We start from the raw sequence: 19,148 nt of genomic DNA on the forward strand, positions 1-19,148 counted from the left end.
TCGCTTAATTAAGTGATCTATTTTGAGGGAAGAAAAATCGTGTCGATAACAAGGCAAAGATTTCGTTATTTAGTTGTTCTATATCAGAAATATTTAACGTAGTTAGCGTCAGATTTAACCCCTCAAATTGATTAAGTATTATTGCGAATTGGTATTACTCACCATCAACAATTATGCGTAGCATACGACGAAGTGGCTCTGCCGCTCCCCACAAAAGCTGATCGCCTACTGTAAATGCGCTGATGTATTTTGGCCCCATCGCTAATTTACGAATACGGCCAACAGGAATTGTTAAAGTGCCTGTTACTTTAACGGGTGTTAAGTCTGTTGCGCTAATTTCACGCTCGTTAGGAATAACCTTAACCCACTCGTTATGAGACGCTAAAATTTCTTCAATTTTTTCTACGCTAATATCTTCACGTAATTTAATGGTCATCGCTTGTGAATGACAACGCATAGCGCCAATACGTACACATAAACCGTCAATAGGCACTGGTTGCTTTGAAGAACCTAAAATTTTGTTCGCTTCAACTTGCGCTTTCCATTCTTCTTTAGACTGACCGCTTGGCATAGGTACGTCAATCCACGGGATTAAACTGCCCGCTAATGGCACACCAAATTGGTCTTGTGGTAAGTCTTTTGACGCCATTGTTTCACTTACTATTTTATCAATTTCTAAAATAGCAGAGCTTGGGTTATCTAGTTTATCTGCAACACTTGCATGAATAGCGCCCATTTGTGCAATAAGCTCTTTCATATTTCGTGCACCAGCGCCCGACGCCGCTTGGTAAGTCATTGGGCTTACCCATTCAATTAGGTCTTGCTCAAATAAACCACCTAATGCAAGTAGCATCAGCGATACAGTACAGTTACCGCCCACAAAGGTTTTAACGCCTTGCTCTAAGCCTTGTTCAATAACATCTTTGTTTACGGGATCAAGCATTATAATGCTGTCCTCACTCATACGCAGCGCTGAAGCTGCATCAATCCAGTAACCATCCCAACCCGACTCTCGAAGTTTTGGATATACCGCATTGGTGTAGTCACCGCCTTGGCAAGTAACAATAATATCCATTTTAGCAAGTTCGCTAATGTCACTTGCATCTAGTAATGGTTTTGCGTCGCCTGCTATATCTGGGCCTAGTTGACCCGCTTGTGAGGTGGTGAAAAAGGTGGTGTCGATATGGGCAAAATCACTTTGCTGCTGCATACGTTCTAATAACACAGAGCCAACCATGCCACGCCAACCGACTAATCCTACTTTTTTCATTGTTTGTTCCACTGTTTGATTCATAAAAGATGCCTTAATACATTAAAAATTAAATTCATTGCGTGAGATTTAATTTTCATTAACGCTAAACTAACACTCGTAGACGGCTAAAACTAGTGAATAAAACAGAACTTAAATATTTTTCATACTGAGCATAAACACAAAAAAGCTCTGTATTAAAATACAGAGCTAATAGATAGTGAAGTTTACTATTTCATTCCTTGAGTTTTATTTTAAATAAAGCTTAAAACTCATAGCTATAACTTAAACTAAACTCAGTGCCGGTGTCTTGTCCCCAAAGGGTAAGACCTTCTTGTTCAATTTCTTTTTCTTGGCCAAGCATATTCTTAACCTTAAAATTAACTTTAGAGTTAAAGTTAGGGAAGTAAGAATAAACTAAATCAACTGAGTGAAACGACTTTTCTTCTGCATCTTCATTTCCACGTGTACCAGGTACAATTATACGAGGACCAAACACATTATAAATTAATGAAGTAGAATGAAACCCATCATTCGAGTCATAGCCCATTTGTAAGTTTGCAACCCACTCAGAATGACCAACTAAACGACGCTCATTGTTAGTTACAATATTCGATACCGTATCGGCCTCAAGGGCTTCTTTAAGCTGTGTTTCAAACAGTGAGTCAACACCGTCTGAATCATTAATCCCCAAATTAACACTTGAGTCAGATAGCGTAACGTTGCCTGACAAAAATGCTGAAGACCAATCTTTATTTATAAAGCCAAAGTCAGTTAAAAAATCAACTTCAATACCCGACAATTTACCCGACTGAGCATTTGCTGTTAATAACTGTGGAGATGCACCACCTACGCCCGCAAGCTCAACCATTTCAATTGGGTTTTCAATGTCTTTATAAAACAATGCAACAGAAAGGTTATTACCTGATGGCATATACCATTCAAACCTAAAATCTACATTTTTTAAATTAGAACTTTGTAAACTAGGTGATCCTCTCACCAGAAACTCAGTTAACGGGTCAACAAAGAAAGAAGAGCTTACATCACGTAGATCAGGGCGAATGGTTGTTTCACTTAAATTTAAGCGAAATTGCATTTCTTCATCCATGATGTACGTAACAGCTAAAGAAGGAAAAAAGTTATCTTCATTAATAGCTACATCTTGGATTTCTTGTAACGTATTTTCAAAGAAATTAGTATGCGCTTCATAACCGACTGATACTTGAGAAAAATCTTCCCATCGAACGCCACCAGTAAAACGCCAAGTGTTTTGATAGAAGTAATCCGCCATAAAATAATAAGCATCTAATTTATGCGCTGCACTGTACTTATCACCATCAGTGGTGCCGTCATCAAAAATACCTGAGCCTGTTACACTTGCATAAAAAGCGTCATTCGCCGTGTTTTCATCAGCAAAAATATCGCTTACGTTAGAGCCGAACGAGTACTCATCGCTTATACCACGGTGCGTAATGCCAAACTTCACATTACTTGCATCACGTTTTTTCTCTGAAAAATCGCCGCCTATTTTTAACTCAAGCTCATAGCCGTCACCATAAAAAGGCATACCCATATTCCAACCAAATGTTTCAACATCGTCGTGTAATACTTGATACTCACGGGTGATATTTGTTGCAGCCACATCTTGCAGTTGTTCAGATTCAAGCACGCCATCAACTAAGTTTTGCTGATAAACAACATCTAAACCACCTGGTGCATTACGGTTTGCTCGACTTAAACCGCCATACCAATCAAAAAATAAATTATTTAGCTCTGGAAAGTTGTGCGTCCCCTTAAGCTGAGTCGAAAACATTTCGCGCTCTTCGTACGTAATATCTACTCGGCGTAATTCGGTGACACCTTCTTCGGTTTCATTTGCATCAAAGTAATCGCGGTTACGTACGCGGTCACTCATGTCATGAAGTGCAATATTAGTAAGCTCAAACTTATGGTTTGAGTTTAACTCATATCCTAAATTTAATGTGCCGCTCCAACGTACATTTTGCTCAGTCGATGTACCATCGTAATACTGGGCAAAACATTTGTCTTCACAGCCTAAGCTACCAAGGCTTGAGCCGCTTTGCTCTTGAACTACTTCCCACTCGTTATCGTAAGATACGGCTGCAAGCACACCAAAAGTACCGACCTCACTTTCAAATCTATCACCTAAGGCAATAGAGAAGTTCATAGCAGGGTCAACATCCTTTTCTGAAATACCTACATCCCAATCAAGCGATTGAATCAGGTTTTTACGCTCAGCTAACGTAGTGTTTATATTGCCCTCAAGACCAGCATCACTGGTAAGCGCAGTAGTAAACACATCCGATAATGCTCGCGAACCATCATCTCGACCCATCCAGTCATCATCACCGCCACTGTAAAAGTAACCGGTATCGCTATTAGAAGTATTGTACGATGTACCCACTTGTACTTTTAATAAAAAGTCAGAAGGAATTGATTTAGTGCGAATATTTACATTACCACCACCAAAATGAGCTGGCATATCCGGTGAAAATGACTTTTGTACACTCAAGCTTTCAATAATTTCAGATGGAAATAAATCCAAAGGAACCACTGAGCGAGTAGGATCAGGGCTTGGTACATACATGCTATTTAGCTGAGTACTAGAATAGCGTTCACCTAAACCACGCACATAAATAAATTTGCCATCGACTAACGTTAAACCAGTAACACGGCGAAGTGCAGAGGCAGCATCGCCATCACCAGTACGTGATATTTGGTCTGCACCCATAATATCAGCAACAAACGCTTGGTTTTGACGTTCTTGCAGTACAGCACCCGCACTGCCCTTTAATCGTTGCCCTACAGCAACAACTTCTTCTATTTCTTGCTCTTCTACTTGCTGCTCAGCAGCCGTAGCTGTATTTACTGATAAACCAAGTAACGCAGCCATTACAGCGTAGTTTAACTTTGATAAAGCAAGTGTAGAGGGTTTAAAAGATTTCATTTTTATACTCCGAAACAAAACAAGACATTAGCCGAGCTTTCGCTCGGCTATAATGTGGTTTGGGTTAAAGGCCTACTTTTACCCAACCTGCTGTCCAGTCTGTTTGTGCATCCATCGCACCAATGTAATCTACAGAATCAAAGTAACTATCTAAGCTTGATGAATCAAAGCCATTACCAAGTAATAACGACTCAGCAGTTGGCATATAGCCATTATCTGCTAGCCCAAGGTCAGCGGCTACTTGAACTGAATTACCTGTTTGTCCTAAGAACCAAGATTCAACATTACCTGTACCAATTGCTTGGGTACCAAAGTTGTTAGCGGTTTCACACGCAACGATGGAGTGAGTAACAGTTAATGTACCGTCCTCTGCTCGCGGCGCTGAATCAGAGCCTACTCGTAAACAGTTTGAATAGTCTGCACCACCTGTAACCACTACGTTTTTAAGCATACCCGCAGTACCTGCACGTAAGCGGATACCATTTACACCAACATTACCAATAATTGTTACGTTAGAGATAGTTGGCATTGTTAGTGGCGTTGCACTTGAATCAAACTCAGAGTTATCAGCTTCAATTGCATTGTCGCCCTCAGAGTCTGATTGTTTAATCAGTACATATTGCGCTTTACCCGTCCAACCGAACGACCAATCAAGTGAATCATCGCCTATGCTTGTTAAAACAAGGTGACTAATATTTGCAGTACCACCAAAAAATTCAACACCATCGTCTAGATTTTCATGAACGTGAATGTAATCTAGTTCAGTCTGACGACCAACACCCGCAAGTGTAATACCGTTAAGTTCATCGCCATTACCCAGCGTTTTACCCGCTTGCTTAACTGCAACATACTTTAGCGTACCTGAATTATCTTCAGGGTCATTACCACCGAACTGGCCTGCGTCACCTTCAGCAGACACACCACAACTGGCAAGTTCTTCTGCGGTAGCTTCACCTTGTTGGTCGCCACATGAGTTAGCAGGTGCATTACCCAATAATACTAAACCGCCCCATTGACCAATCGTAGTTTCGCCTCCCGTCATATCCTGGATTGACGTCATAGTAATTGGTTGATTTACACTGCCTACCGCTTCAATTTTAGAACCACGGCGAACAACTAAGAAGTCATCACCCGACTCACCAATTAATGTTGTACCAAACTGAACATAAAGTGTTGTGTTGTCAGCGCGGTCATTACCAACGGCTGTACGTCCTTTTAAAATCCAATGCGCATCGTTAGTCAGTGTTACATCAGATGTAAATACAACATCAGAGGTTAATTGATATACAGGTTTGTCTGTAATTGTAGGGAAGCTAGCAGAAACATCTGTTGCAAGTCCTTGTGCTAATGCATTAGCAATATCGTCAGGAAAGCTTGGTGTAATAGCAACTGTCCAACCATCCATCCAATTATTATCGCCATCGAATGCGCCGATGTAATCTGTTTTGGTAAAGAACGAGTCAAGCTCAGATGAATCCCCACCAGCACCTAATAAAGGTGAACCCGATTTTGGTGTAAAGCCGTCTGTCGCTAAATTAAGTGCTGAAGCCGTAAGCGTTAAGTTGCCCGTTTGACCTTCAAACCAAGACTGCACATTGCCACTACCAATTGCTTGTGAACCAAAGTTATTATCTTCACTACATGCAACAGCTGAGTTTTCGATAGACAACTCACCCGATTCTGCATTAGCAGCAGAGTCTGAGCCTACACGTAAACAGTTTGAGTAACCTTCAGGGCCCGTTATAACAACATTTCGTAGAACGCCCGCTGTCCCTGCACGTAAACGAACACCGTTAGTACCATCAGCACCTACAATTGTTACGTTAGAAATTAGTGGTTTAGTCAATGGTGTCGCATTTGAATCGAATTCTGAGTTATCAGCTTCTATTGCGTTATCACCCTCAACTGAACTTTGTTGAATATAGATATTTTGTGCACGACCCGACCAACCAAATGACCAATCGAATGCATCGTCGCCAATATCAGTTAGTACAATGTTACGAACATTAACTGTGCCACCAAAAAACTCAACACCATCATCTAGGTTTTGGTGAATTTGAATGTATTCAACTTTCGTTTGTGAACCAACACCTGCAAATGAGATACCGTTAAGTTCATCGCCATTACCCAGCGTTTTACCTGCATGTTTAACAACAATATAACGAAGAACACCTGAGTTATCATCGATAATATCACCACCAAACTGACCAGCGTCACCCTCAGCTGATACACCACAGTTAGCTAATTCTTCAGCTGTCGTTTCACCGGTTTGATCGCCACACGAGTTAGCGGGTGCATTACCTAATAATACTAAGCCGCCCCATTGACCAATCGTTGTTTCAGCGCCTGTTACATCTTGAATAGATGTCATAGTGATTGGCGCAGTTGCATTACCATTGGCATTAATTTGTGAACCACGACGTACAACTAAAAAGTCATCACCTGTTTCACCAATTAGCGTTGTACCCGCTTGAACATATAATATAGTTGCATCTGCACGGTCATTACCAACTGCAGTACGACCATTTAAAATCCAATGTGCATCGTTAGTAAGCGTTACATCTGCTGTGAACGTTGTATCTTCAGTTAAACGGTATACTGGTTTATCTGTAATTGCTGGAAATTCACTAGAAACATCTAATGCTAAGCCTTGTGCAAGCGCGTTATCAATATCAGTAGGGAAGCCGCCATTAATACCGACAGTCCAACCTTCCATCCAATTAGTTGAACCATCAAAAGCACCAATTTGACCATTTGCGATAAGCGGTGAACCAGCAAGTGGCGTGTAACCGTCATCAGCAAGCATAAGCTCTGCAGGCGTAAGTACTTGGTTACCATCTTGTCCTTCAAACCAAGATTGTACGTCGCCACCGTTAATTACTTCACTACCAAAATTATTTGCCGTTGTTTGACACGCCACAATAGAGTTTACAATCGTTAGTGTGCCATCTTCAGCGCGAGGAACTGAATCAGACCCTACACGTAAACAGTTTTCGTAAGTAGCAGGACCCGTTACAAATACATTTTTAAGAGCGCCCGCAGTACCAGCGCGTAGACGAATACCATTATTACCTTCTGCACCGACGATTGTTACGTTAGATATAGTAGGCAGTGTTAATGGCGTGGCGCTTGAATCAAACTCAGAGTTATCAGCTTCAATAGCGTTATCGCCTACGTTAGCGGCTTGTTGAATGTAAACATTAGTAGCCGAACCCGTCCAACCAAAAGACCAATCAAGTGAATCATCACCAATGTTAGTCAGCACTACATTACTTACATTAACCGTACCACCAAAAAACTCGATACCGTCATCAAGGTTTTCATGAACCTGGATATAATCAACCGTAGTTGCAGAGCCAACACCGGCAAATGTAATACCATTTAACTCATCACCATTACCAAGCGTTTTACCTGCTTGCTTAACAAGTACATATTTTAGAGTACCTGAATTATCATCACTGATATTTCCACCGAACTGACCTGCATCACCTTCAGCTGACACGCCACAGTTAGCAAGTTCGTCTGCTGTTGCTTCACCTTGTTGGTCTCCACATGAGTTTGCAGGTGCATTACCAAGTAATACCAAACCACCCCATTGGCCAATTGCTGTCTCGCTACCCGTAACATCTTGAATTGATGTCATCGTAATTGGCTGGCTTGCAGTGCCGACTGATTCAATTTGTGAACCACGACGCACAACTAAAAAGTCATCCCCTGACTCACCAATAATCGTTGTACCTTGCTGAATATAAAGCGTTGTAATATCTGCGCGGTCATTACCCACAGCAGTACGACCACTCACAATCCAATGTGCATCATTAGTTAGTGAAACATCAGCAATCAATGTTGTATCAGCACTTAAGCGATACACTGGTTTATCTGTTATTGCTGGAAATTCACTTGATACATCCGTTGCTAAGCCTTGAACAAGTGCATTGTCGATATCAGCAGGGAAACCCGTAGTTGCATTTTGCGAATCATCACGCGATGATGTTTCATCTACTGTACCACTGCCACCTTCAACAACATTAGTAACTGTGTCGCCTTCATTTATTGTTGTGTCGCCTTCAGATACTACTAAGTCACCACCACAACCCGCTAAAGATACTGCAGTTGCAATCAAACTAACTTTAAATAAGTCAGATAATTTCATTGTTCACTCCGTTAAAGTATTTAATTATTTTGTTAAGTGCTTTAAATAAACTCAAGTCACCTTAAAACATTAAGTAATGCTTTAAGGTCACTTGAGTTATCAGCAGCGCCTACCTTACGGTAGCTATATGACATTACAGTTACACTTTAATAAACATAAGATGACAAAGTTATTTACATAAAATTCAAGTAGTTAATTTATTAAAAACATAAAAAAACCACACTAAAAATAGTGTGGTTTGGATTTGCGATTATGAAATTATATTTAAACGTTATTACTAAAGCTTAAAGCAGTGCCGTTCTTAATGTTTCTGCATGCACTTTTTCGCGCTTTACATATTTGATCCACTGCTGTGCTAAACGCTGAGATTTTTTATGTTTTTCTGCCTGCTCAAACGCTAAAATTGATGCATCAAAATTTTGCATGTTGTACTGCGCCATACCCAGTGCAACAAATGCATTTGATTCAAAATCAAGACCACCTTTATCAAGTGCTTTACGCGCTGCATCGGCGGCTTCTTCATATTGCTCTGTATTAACAAATACTTCGGCTAAACGTTGATCGTATTTACCGTGCTCAGATAAATCAGCAGCTTTTGCAAAGTAGGTAATAGATTTTTCATCTTCTTTAGCTTGGATCATCGCCTCGGCAACAAAAGCGTAGTTTTTTGCTGTTTTTTCAGCAATATCTTTATCAATGGCATCGCTCATCACTTTTGCAGCTTTAAACGCTAAACCATTGTATAAATACACTTGCGCTAATTGGCGTAAATCAGATTTAGAGGTTAAAAATCCTTGCTGGTAAGCCGCTTCAATTACCGCCAACTGTTGTTTCTCCCTACCTGTTTCACCATACATACCCGATAACTGCACCCAATACTCAGGCTTATTATAAAGCTTTACCATGCGCTCAAGCACTTCAACAACTTTGTCAGTTTGATTAAGCGAGTAATACATTGCACGCTGTAGTACTAACCAGTTTTCTTTAGGGGCTTTACCTTCGCTGTCGCTTAAAGCAATCACTTGAGATATGTACTCAAGCCCTTTTTTATAATCTTTTAACTGATAGTATGTTTGAGCTCTTAACAAGTAGTAGCCTTCTGTTTTAGGCTGAGTGTTAATACTGTCCCAGTCATCTAAAAAAGAGATAACTTTAGTGTAATCACTATTAGCCATAGCCAGTTGAGCCAAGCTAAATGTAGTGCTTAAACGAAGTGACTCTGGAATTGCTTCCTCTGCTACCACTTTTTCAAACGAGGCAATCGCTTTTGGTAAGTCGTTTTCGTTGTAATAAATAAACCCGTAAAAGTTATGCATCATTGCCACTTCGTACGAGTTCATGCTTGCAGCTCGCTCTTGAATGCTATCAAGCGCTTCAAGTCCACCTTTAACATCACCATCGTCTGCAAGTTTTTGAGCACGAGCAAGCTGGCTATAAACCTTTTCACGCAGTGCTGGTACACGTTTCGTTTTTTGTTCTTGCTCTGCATATGCAGTAGCTACATTTAGACCTGGAATTAGGCTTAGAGCACTTGGTGCAACAATACTTGTACTGATCGCAGCGGTACAAAATAGTGTTAACTTTAAAAGTTTAGCTGTAGGTAGTAATTTCATAATCGCCTCGCATTTCTGTCCGTTTACTCGTGGTTAATTACTAAATTAACCGCTAATTTGGAAAGATATTTTGTTCTGAACACCCGCAACTTCCACGGCTTCACCGTTTACTACGCGCGGTTTATATTTAAATTTAAGGGCTGCATCCATCGCGGCTCTATCAAAAAGTGACTCAGGCTCTGCTTTTACTACTTGTGGGTCGCGTACAGTGCCTTGTTTAGTTACTGTAAATTCAACAATAACGTAGCCTTCTATGCCACGTGATAACGCACGGCGCGGATAAACAGGGGCCACCTTTACAATCGGTAAGTATTCACCATCACTTGTTTCAAGTGCTAACCCGCCGGCTAAATTTACATCCGCATCTACATTGGCACCAAAGTCAAAGTTGTTCGCATTTGCTGTAGCATCACTATTTTGCATTTGCGGTGATTCCATTGGTGGTGGCGGCTCTTTTGGTGTTGGTGGCTTTTGTGGCTTACGCTCTTTTTTTTGTACGGTTTCTTCTTTTTTCAAGCGAACAAAATCAAGTACGTTACCCTTAACCGGATCCGTCATAGCGCCTTCACCGCCAGTGATCAGTGCCTGCATGCCTAAAAACAACATAAAGGTCACTACACCGGCTATCACTAATGCAACTAAATATCGCAACATAACTAGCCCTTAAGACGCATCTTGTGCGGCAATTGATACATCAAATGCGCCCGCCGCGCGTGAGGCATCCATCACCTTAATTAACATTTCGGTAGTGGCTTTTTTATCCGCTTGAATCACAACGCTACCTTGTGGATTTTCTGCTTTTAAACGCTCGATATTGGCTTGTACTGCGCGTACATCAATTTGACGTTTATTAATCCAAATCTCGCCTGTATCAGAAATAGCCACTAAAATATTAGCACGCTCTTTTTTAACTGCTGTTGCGGCTTCTGGACGGTTTACATCAATACCGGCTTCTTTAACAAAAGAGGCAGTTACAATAAAGAAAATAAGCATGATAAATACAACGTCTAGCATTGGGGTCATGTTTATTTCTTCAGCTTCGTCTTCTTGAAATAGGTTTCCTAACGGGGCTCTCATTTTTATTCTCCTAGGATGAGCGACTTTATATAAGCCGCTTATCAAAATTTTGCTTAATGGTCTAAAACCATGCTGTCTTGTAGTAGTTCTACTTCGCGCTTAGCTTTTCGTTGTAAGTACGTTGAGGCAAATACCCCAGATAACGCACCTACCATGCCTGCCATTGTCGGGATAGTTGCTTTAGATACCCCTGATGCCATTGAACGCGCACTCCCTGTGCCGGTAATTGCCATTACATCAAACACTTCTATCATGCCCGTTACAGTGCCTAACAAACCAAGTAGTGGGCACAAAGCAACCATCACATTAATCAAAGAAAGATTGGTGTTTAAGCGCATACCTGCTCGCGATATCATCGCTTCGCGTATTTGCTCTGCATTCCAGCTATTACGTTCTGAACGGTTAATCCAATCGGTTTTCACACCCTGTTTATAGCTTCGAAAACCGTTGAAAAAGTAAATAAATCGCTCGAGTATCAATAACCACATCGCGAAGATTAACACCCCGATGACCAAGAGTACTTGGCCACCAGTGTCGAGAAAATCACGGATAGCATTGATTGAATCAATCAATAGCACCATGGTTTATGCTCCCTTCTCGCTACGCTCTGCAATAATACCGGCGCTCTGCTCTTGGATAGTTAACAAGATATTTTTAGCGCGCGTATTAAGTAAGGTGTATAAAAATACCGTTGGTATGGCGACCACTAAGCCCAATACCGTTGTTACTAGTGCTTGAGAAATACCACCCGCCATTAATTTAGGATCCCCAGTACCAAATAAGGTGATTGCTTGGAATGTGTTGATCATGCCGGTTACCGTACCTAATAAACCTAGTAGTGGCGCAACAACAGAGATGATTTTGATAAGTGTTAAATTACGCGTCACTTTTGGCATTTCACGTAAAATAGCTTCACTTAGTTTAAGCTCCAGTGTGTCGTGTGAAACACTTGGAAATTGATCTTTTACTTTCATTACGCGTCCAAGCGGATTGTCATCACGTGCAACTGTATCTTTAAGTTGACGACGAATTTTACCGCCCATAATCAATAATGAGAAAAAACGCTCAAGTGATATAAGAAGTGCAATAACACCTACGCCTAAAATCACATAACCCACTGTGCCACCTTGATGAACACGCTCTTGGGTATCCGGTGCTTGTACTAATAAACCAAGTATAGAGCCACCTGTTGGGTCAAGTGCAAATTGCACCACGCCACTTTTAGTGCTTTGTAGCTCTTCTGCTGTTGCAGTAAAGCGCGATACAGGTTGGCGAGTTAATTCACTCAAAGAATTAGTCGAAGGATTAAACTCTAAATACTTGCCGTTTGATACGAGGTTAAATGCGCCCACTCGCACAACTTCTTGCTGTGCTTTAGTACCGCCTTCAACAATAACACTTGCGTTAAAACGACTTACTTTACCTTGCTCGGTCATTTCGCGTTGTAATTCAAACCATACTTTTTCAATATCTTCTATTGACGCAAGTTTTGAAGTTGAGCCCATCTTTTGAGCAAGGTCATCCATAAACGTACTGCGCCCAGCAATCTGAGCAGATACTATTGATGTCGCAAATTTATTACTAGAATCCCCTGCAACTTGTTGAAGAACGCCAAACAACTCTTTAAGCGAACCCATGCGTTTAGAAAGCGTGTCTGTTAAGTTAGCAAGTTTTACTTCGTTTTCTTCAAATTGCGTTTCTAGACGTTCAGATTCCACCAGCATTTGATTGCGCTTTGCTTGGGTATTTTTAAGCATTTGTACTTGCTCACTTTGGCGAGCAGCAAACTCTTGTTCACGTTGTTTATTTTGCTCGCTTTGAGCTGATTTACCATTTTCAAGCGTTTTAAGTAATGAATCTAAGTTCATTGGCTCTGCCGCTATACTTGCACCAGTAATGCTTAGGCTTGCAGCAAAAAGAGCTATTTTTGTCATTTGAGTAAACAATTTCATTTTCAACCTCTTATTCTGCTGCATGTACTGGCAGAGTTAACATATCTGGGGCAAGTTGTTTACGCGCAATGCGTAAACCTTTATTAATTTGGCTTATTGTAGAGTCTGGTAATGCTTCAAATGACTTTGTATCTGCATTCCAACTACCTGCTTTTTTGCCATCGCGTGTTAAGTAAATAAGCTCTAAACGGCCAATGCGTAAAAAATCAACTTCACGCTCTTTGTCATCCACATTTAAAAGTGCGGTATAAGCTTCAATAGTGCGCCCGTAGTCTACTTCTACTTGATACGCTTCAAGTACACGGCGGAATTTTTCACTTGAGTTAATATCAGCACGATTCATCATTTCTTTTAAAGACGTAACGCGCTTAGTGCGCTCATCAGCTAAAAATGGAATATCTAAAGATACAAACTGCTCAAGACCTTCAATCATTCTAAGCATTAGCGGCGTAATTTGACGTTCAATAATAGAAACCTGATCCATTGACAGGTTTAAAGATTCCATCTCTTCTATTTGATTATTTAATTGTTTAGTTAGCTGGGCGTTGTATACAGCTAAACCATCAATCTCTTTATTGAGGGTTTTAAATTGCTGTAAACGTCCTTGCATTGAATCTGCAATCTTGTCTATTTTTGTTTGTGATTGCGCAGCTGATTTATTAATTTCACTGCTTTTATCAATAACCTTATCTAAATCGTTTGCGTGTACTGCTGCACTTGCGGCCACAATACCAGCTAAGATTAATGGTTTAACGCCTTTCATCGCATACACCTTTACTCGTTAGTTAGCGGATTTGCTAGTTTGTTTTTTTAGGTCATAAACTTTGTTATATAAATAATTTATGACTTAATAATTCAATGAGCAGGAGTTTATAGGTGAAACATGACAAGGATGTTGCGCAAAAAAGTCGCTTTTATGACAATGGTAACAATTAAGACTTACGAGGAGGTTTTAACGCGAATAAGGGGACTTGCTGGCCAAATACCCCTATTAAGAAGATGGAAGAAGGTGGTTAATCCAAAATTGAATTAATTTGATTAAGGCAATAGTGCCAATCGGTATAATTAATTTCTATAGGGTAAGCTTTATTATCTTTAATAAGCACTAGTGAGGGAAAACCTTGAATTGGTAAAGTGCGAACAAAGGATAACTCCGCTTTGAGCTCCTCATTAAGCTCGCTTGATGTTAGCTGCTCCGAAAACTCATCTTTATTTAAGCCAATTTTTTCAGCCAAACTAATTAATGTACTTTCATCAGACGGGTTTTGTGCGTTTAGGTAATAAGCGTGTTGAATAGCAGCCACCATTTGAGCTTCTTTACCCGCTTTACGCGCTATAAGAGCGGCTCTACATGCGGGATACGTTGAACGCCTTGGCTGGCAATTGCGCCAAAAATCATAATTAAATTGCGTACCTAACTGAGCTGAAATTTTATGCCAAGTCCCCTCAAGCATCTCTTTCATATTTTGTGGCATTGGGTCTTGGCTATCGGGTGCTAGGCCACCTACTTTATATTCTATTGCCACTTTACCAGCAAGCTCTGATTTTAGCTTAAGCCAGGTTGGTGAGTAACCCCAACACCAACTACACATTGGGTCATGGACATATATTAACTTACTTTGAGACATATTAATCCTTCAACTAGTTTGAGACGACTCTATTGCGACCAGCAGCCTTTGCACTATAAAGAGCTTCATCAGCTTGCTTTAATGAATCATCATAATCAGTTACTTTATTTACTTGGGAAATACCAATGCTACAGGTGATTGAAATACGCTGCTTGTCATCAGTAAATATAACATGACCTGCCACGGCTTCTCGAAATTTGTTCGCAATTACAGTGGCTGTAGAGGCAGTGAGCTGCGGTAAAATAACAACAAATTCCTCACCGCCATAACGGGCCTTTAACGCAGTTGCCAAAAATTGAGACTCAAGAAGTTTGGTAAATTCTATCAATACCGTATCACCAAAATCGTGGCCATGCGTATCGTTTAAAGATTTAAAATTATCTAAATCAATTAACAATATTGAAAAAGGTAAGTACTGCTCTGGGCGTGTTTGAGCAAGCTTTAAAAAATGAGAGGTAATAAAACGTCTATTTGCTATGCCAGTAAGGGGGTCAGTATAAGCATCTTGTTTTTGCTCTAGCGTAATATCGGCAATAGCCATGTGGCTTTTATGCCTAAAATACTCACCAATAAATGAGAATAAAAACACCATAGAAAAGGACGCTATAAAACGTGTTTTTTCTACGTTGCCATAGCTAACTTGACCAAAGTCAGGGCCGTATAAAATAACAATACAAGAAAACAGTAAGGTACAGCCTAACCAAGCACCTAATCTAACCCCTAAAGATGCAAACGTTACGACAGGATAAAACATTAGCCAATATAGCGCGGTATTATCTTTACCGCCGGTATAAACAAGTGCAACAAACATCATGCACACAATGCTCATACTTATTAATGCCACAACTTGCAGATTACCCGTTTTTATAAAATAGATAGAACAGCTTATATTTGTAATGTTAACGATAATTAATGAAGCGGTTAGTAGTGGCGAATAAAGCTTATAATTAAAAAACACTAATACTGCGATCACCACAATTGAAATCCCAATCATGGTAAATAAAGAAAACGCTTTGCGTTGCATGTCTGAGCTATAAACACTGTCGATATTTATTAGACTGAGCCAATTTGGTTTATTCACATTTTTTTTAGTCATTAATTTTATACTTTAAACTTTTGAACCATATTTTCTAAAGCACTAAACTGTTGTTTTAGTTTGGTACATTCGTCAAGCGTGTCATTTAAGTTGGCCTTGCCTTGTATACAAAGCGAATTAATTGTTTGAATATCTGTATCTAATAACTTAACAACTTGGTTTTGCTCATCTGTTGCAGTGGCCACAGAGTGATTTGCATCGTTAATTTGTTGAATCGCTTGTATAACATGGCTCATTAAATTGCCAACAGCATCGGCTTGTTGCACGCTTTTTTCACTGCCTTCAAGGCTTGTTTTCATAAGCTCTACCGCAAGGTTTGAGCCTTTTTGCAACTGACTAACCGTGTCTTCAATCTCTTGCGTTGACTGTTGAGTGCGGTGCGCTAATTGGCGAACTTCATCTGCTACAACGGCAAAACCGCGTCCCGCCTCTCCTGCTCTAGCAGCCTCAATTGCGGCATTAAGTGCCAATAAATTCGTCTGCTCACTTACACCTTTAATAACTTCAAGCACTTGGCCAATACTGGCTGTATGCGCATTTAAACTGTTTATAGTTTGCTGAGCTTTTTCCATATTACCCGAGAGCTGGTGGATAGTTGCAACACTGTGGCTTAATGCTTCTTGGTTTTGTGTTGAATGTTCATCTGCATTTTTAGCAAGCTGCGATGCACTCTCTGCGTTACTTGAAATATCCATTGATGTGGCAGAAAACTGGTTGATAGCCGCAGCAACGCTATCGGTTCGTTTACTTTGATCATCATACATAGACAGCGAAGAATGTGTTTGTGATACCAAGCTCTCAATAGCTGTATCTAATTGCTTTGTAGACTCTTTTACTTGTTCTATTGAATGCTGAATTTTTTCGATGAAAATATTAAATGAATAGCTTAAATCGCCAAATTCATCATCGTTTTCAACGGTTAAACGCCTTGTTAAATCGCCCTCACCTTGTGCTATATCTTTAATAGCATCGTTTAAACGATTCATTGGCTGCATTAAATAGCGTAATAAAAGCTGCATCATAATTATAATAGTGATAATTCCTATCACCATAAAAACAGCTGCGGTTTGGCCAAAATTAGAGACACTGGCATACGCTTTATCTTTGTCTATAACAACACCTAGGTACCAATCTACGTTTTCAATACCACTAATTTTTGTAAACGAAATAAGCTTAGACTCTCCGTTTATCTCGTACTGGGTAAACTCACTTTGTAAAGGCGTATTGGTGCCAAAGATGTCAGATGTATTTTTTAAGTTTAACTGAGCATTTGGATGGCTTAACACTTGACCTTTATTATCGAGTAAAAAACCATAACCGAGTCCTAAAAAGTCAATATCGTTGATAATTTTTGTCACGGTCTGCATATCAATATCGGCACCTGCAACGCCGCTAAACTGACCATTTTGGAGTATGGGTACTACCGCTGAAATTGTAAGCTCGTTAGTGGTTACATCAATATAAGGAGTTGTAAAAGCGGTATTTGATTTGTTTTCGACTAATTTATACCAAGGGCGAGAAGTCGCATCAAAATCTGGAGGTAAAACGACTGATTGATCGTTTAATATAAACGTGCCGCTGGATTTACCTATATACGTATTTTTAAAGCTTCCAGCAAGCTCTGCTGTATTTAATTGTGAAAGGGTGAGTGCTTTAGAATCATTAGCTTTATGGGTTTTAGCAATTGATATTACAATCGCCAACTTTGCATTTAACCAACTCGCTATATTTTGTGAAACAGATTCGGAATTTTGTTGCAATACCAGGCTTAACTGCTGCTCGGTTTGCTTGCGCATCGCAATGTAGTTATTAAAAGTAAATAACCCTAGCACCAAAACCAAAATTAAAGAGGCTGCAATAGTCACTTTGGAAGTAAATTTCAACGAGTTAAGCATATACATCCTTTTTATTATTTATCGTTATTAGCCTTACTGTTTTAGCAAAAATTTAGCTAAATGTCCTAGTAAAAGAGACTTACAGTTAGGTTATTGATGAAAAATAAGAATGAAGGATTGTAAAACAAAAGGCTTTGGTGGGTAACTGGCTAATATTAAAATAATTAATGACTAGATTTATTTTTTATGGAACGTTCCTATTAAATGTAGCTTTATAAGTGACTGAATACGTATTCAGTCACTCTTGTATAGTCTGTTATTTCCACTTATTTGCTAAGCGAACAACATTTAAACCATACCATGCAATAAATACATAACATAACATTGGAACAAAAAAGCTTTGCTGTATATTTACTGTATCAGCTATAAACCCTTGCAGTAATGGTACAAGTGCACCACCAACAATTGCTAAACATAACCAGCCAGAACCTTTGCTCGTCAATGATCCTAGTCGCTCGATTGCAACTGAAAATATAGTCGGGAACATAATTGAGTTAAATAAACCAATAGCCAATACTGAGTATAAAGCTACGTCACCTTGAGTAAAAATAGTGATCAATAATAGCGCAATAATACTAAATGCATTAAACGCTATAGCTTTAGAAGGTGCAATCTTTTGTAATAATACAGAGCCTATAAAACGCCCTACCATTGCCCCGCCCCAGTAATAACTAATAAGTGCGGCCGCAGTATGCTCTTCAAGCCCTGCTATGTGCGCCTCACCAAAGTAGTTAACTAAAAAGCTGCCAATGGCAACTTCCCCGCCTACGTAGCAAAATATAGCAAGTACACCCATAGTTAAGTGCGGTGCTTGCAATAACGAACGAGATTCAATTGCTGTATTATTTTCCTCTTTGTGGGCTTCAATTTCTGGAAGCTTTATAAAGGCAAATACAATAGCGATAAGTAATAAAGCGCCCGCAAGCATTAAATAAGGCACTTTTACAGATTCAGCAGTTGCTGCCGATGCGGCTAAACTACCTGCCGTACCGAAAAATAATAAACCACCAACATAAGGCCCAACGGTAGTACCAAGCGCATTAAGTGCTTGTGCTAAATTTAGACGAGAAGAAGCTGTTTTTTCGCTGCCAAGAGCAGCAACATAAGGATTGGCAGAAACCTGAAGTACTGTTACGCCTGCAGCAAGTACAAATAAAGCGCCTAAAAATAGCCAATATTCATGTACTACAACAGCAGGGTAAAACAACATACACCCCATTGAAGCCACAATTAAACCAGTTAAAATCCCTTTTTTGTAACCAAATTGCTTAACTAAAAGCCCCGCAGGAATAGAAACAATAAAGTAAGCCCCAAAAAAGCAAAACTGTACTAGCATCGCTTCAAAAAAGCTCAAATCAAATACGCCTTTTAAGCGTGGTATTAGTACATCGTTTAAAACAGTAATAAAACCCCATAAAAAAAATAGGGTCGTCATTGCAGTCAGTGGAAACAGATAATTTTTATTTGGCTGTTCGTTGACCGCGAATGATTGGTTTGTATTTATTTCACTCACGTCG

The 19,148-nt window shown here is 39.8% G+C and carries 13 protein-coding genes; all 13 read right to left on the reverse strand.

The features are described from left to right. Positions 1 to 154: 154 nt before the first annotated feature. On the reverse strand, positions 155 to 1,294 hold the full coding sequence (gene asd, locus H4J63_RS09875) for an aspartate-semialdehyde dehydrogenase (RefSeq protein ID WP_024598173.1): 1,140 nt from the start codon (positions 1,292 to 1,294) through the stop codon (positions 155 to 157). Between the two features lie 220 nt (positions 1,295 to 1,514). After that, entirely contained in the window at positions 1,515 to 4,217 is a 2,703-nt protein-coding gene (locus H4J63_RS09880; RefSeq protein WP_182196268.1) for a TonB-dependent receptor domain-containing protein, read from the reverse strand. 64 nt (positions 4,218 to 4,281) lie between these two features. Next, positions 4,282 to 8,370 carry a hypothetical protein gene (locus H4J63_RS09885; protein ID WP_182196271.1) on the reverse strand — a complete coding sequence of 1,363 codons (4,089 nt, stop codon included), beginning with the start codon at positions 8,368 to 8,370 and terminating at the stop codon, positions 4,282 to 4,284. A gap of 284 nt (positions 8,371 to 8,654) precedes the next feature. Beyond that, positions 8,655 to 9,983: a lipopolysaccharide assembly protein LapB gene (locus H4J63_RS09890; RefSeq protein ID WP_182196274.1), complete on the reverse strand. Its 1,329-nt coding sequence runs from the start codon at positions 9,981 to 9,983 to the stop codon at positions 8,655 to 8,657. Positions 9,984 to 10,028: 45 nt separating this feature from the next. Next, a complete protein-coding gene (locus tag H4J63_RS09895; RefSeq protein ID WP_024597386.1) occupies positions 10,029 to 10,634 on the reverse strand; it encodes an energy transducer TonB in 606 nt (201 codons plus the stop codon). A 12-nt stretch (positions 10,635 to 10,646) separates the two neighbouring features. Further along, positions 10,647 to 11,060, reverse strand: a complete 414-nt coding sequence (locus H4J63_RS09900) for a biopolymer transporter ExbD (protein ID WP_004334764.1) — start codon at positions 11,058 to 11,060, stop codon at positions 10,647 to 10,649. A 53-nt stretch (positions 11,061 to 11,113) separates the two neighbouring features. Next, entirely contained in the window at positions 11,114 to 11,641 is a 528-nt protein-coding gene (locus H4J63_RS09905; RefSeq protein ID WP_024605227.1) for a MotA/TolQ/ExbB proton channel family protein, read from the reverse strand. A gap of 3 nt (positions 11,642 to 11,644) precedes the next feature. Further along, positions 11,645 to 13,012 carry a MotA/TolQ/ExbB proton channel family protein gene (locus tag H4J63_RS09910; protein WP_182196276.1) on the reverse strand — a complete coding sequence of 456 codons (1,368 nt, stop codon included), beginning with the start codon at positions 13,010 to 13,012 and terminating at the stop codon, positions 11,645 to 11,647. A 10-nt stretch (positions 13,013 to 13,022) separates the two neighbouring features. Then, a complete protein-coding gene (locus tag H4J63_RS09915) occupies positions 13,023 to 13,775 on the reverse strand; it encodes a DUF3450 domain-containing protein (RefSeq protein ID WP_004334751.1) in 753 nt (250 codons plus the stop codon). Between the two features lie 250 nt (positions 13,776 to 14,025). Further along, the gene (locus tag H4J63_RS09920) at positions 14,026 to 14,640 is read right to left on the reverse strand and encodes a DsbA family protein (protein ID WP_039487734.1); all 615 of its coding nucleotides are present in this window, start codon (positions 14,638 to 14,640) and stop codon (positions 14,026 to 14,028) included. Between the two features lie 13 nt (positions 14,641 to 14,653). Continuing rightward, the gene (locus H4J63_RS09925) at positions 14,654 to 15,736 is read right to left on the reverse strand and encodes a GGDEF domain-containing protein (protein WP_033020915.1); all 1,083 of its coding nucleotides are present in this window, start codon (positions 15,734 to 15,736) and stop codon (positions 14,654 to 14,656) included. A gap of 5 nt (positions 15,737 to 15,741) precedes the next feature. Further along, complete coding sequence (locus tag H4J63_RS09930; RefSeq protein ID WP_004334742.1) at positions 15,742 to 17,631, reverse strand: methyl-accepting chemotaxis protein; 1,890 nt, start codon at positions 17,629 to 17,631, stop codon at positions 15,742 to 15,744. 256 nt (positions 17,632 to 17,887) lie between these two features. Then, on the reverse strand, positions 17,888 to 19,144 hold the full coding sequence (locus tag H4J63_RS09935) for a sugar MFS transporter (protein WP_138490084.1): 1,257 nt from the start codon (positions 19,142 to 19,144) through the stop codon (positions 17,888 to 17,890). Positions 19,145 to 19,148 lie beyond the last annotated feature (4 nt).

The sequence above is a fragment of the Pseudoalteromonas sp. 5Ae-yellow genome (assembly GCF_014077565.1).
GTDB lineage: Bacteria > Pseudomonadota > Gammaproteobacteria > Enterobacterales > Alteromonadaceae > Pseudoalteromonas.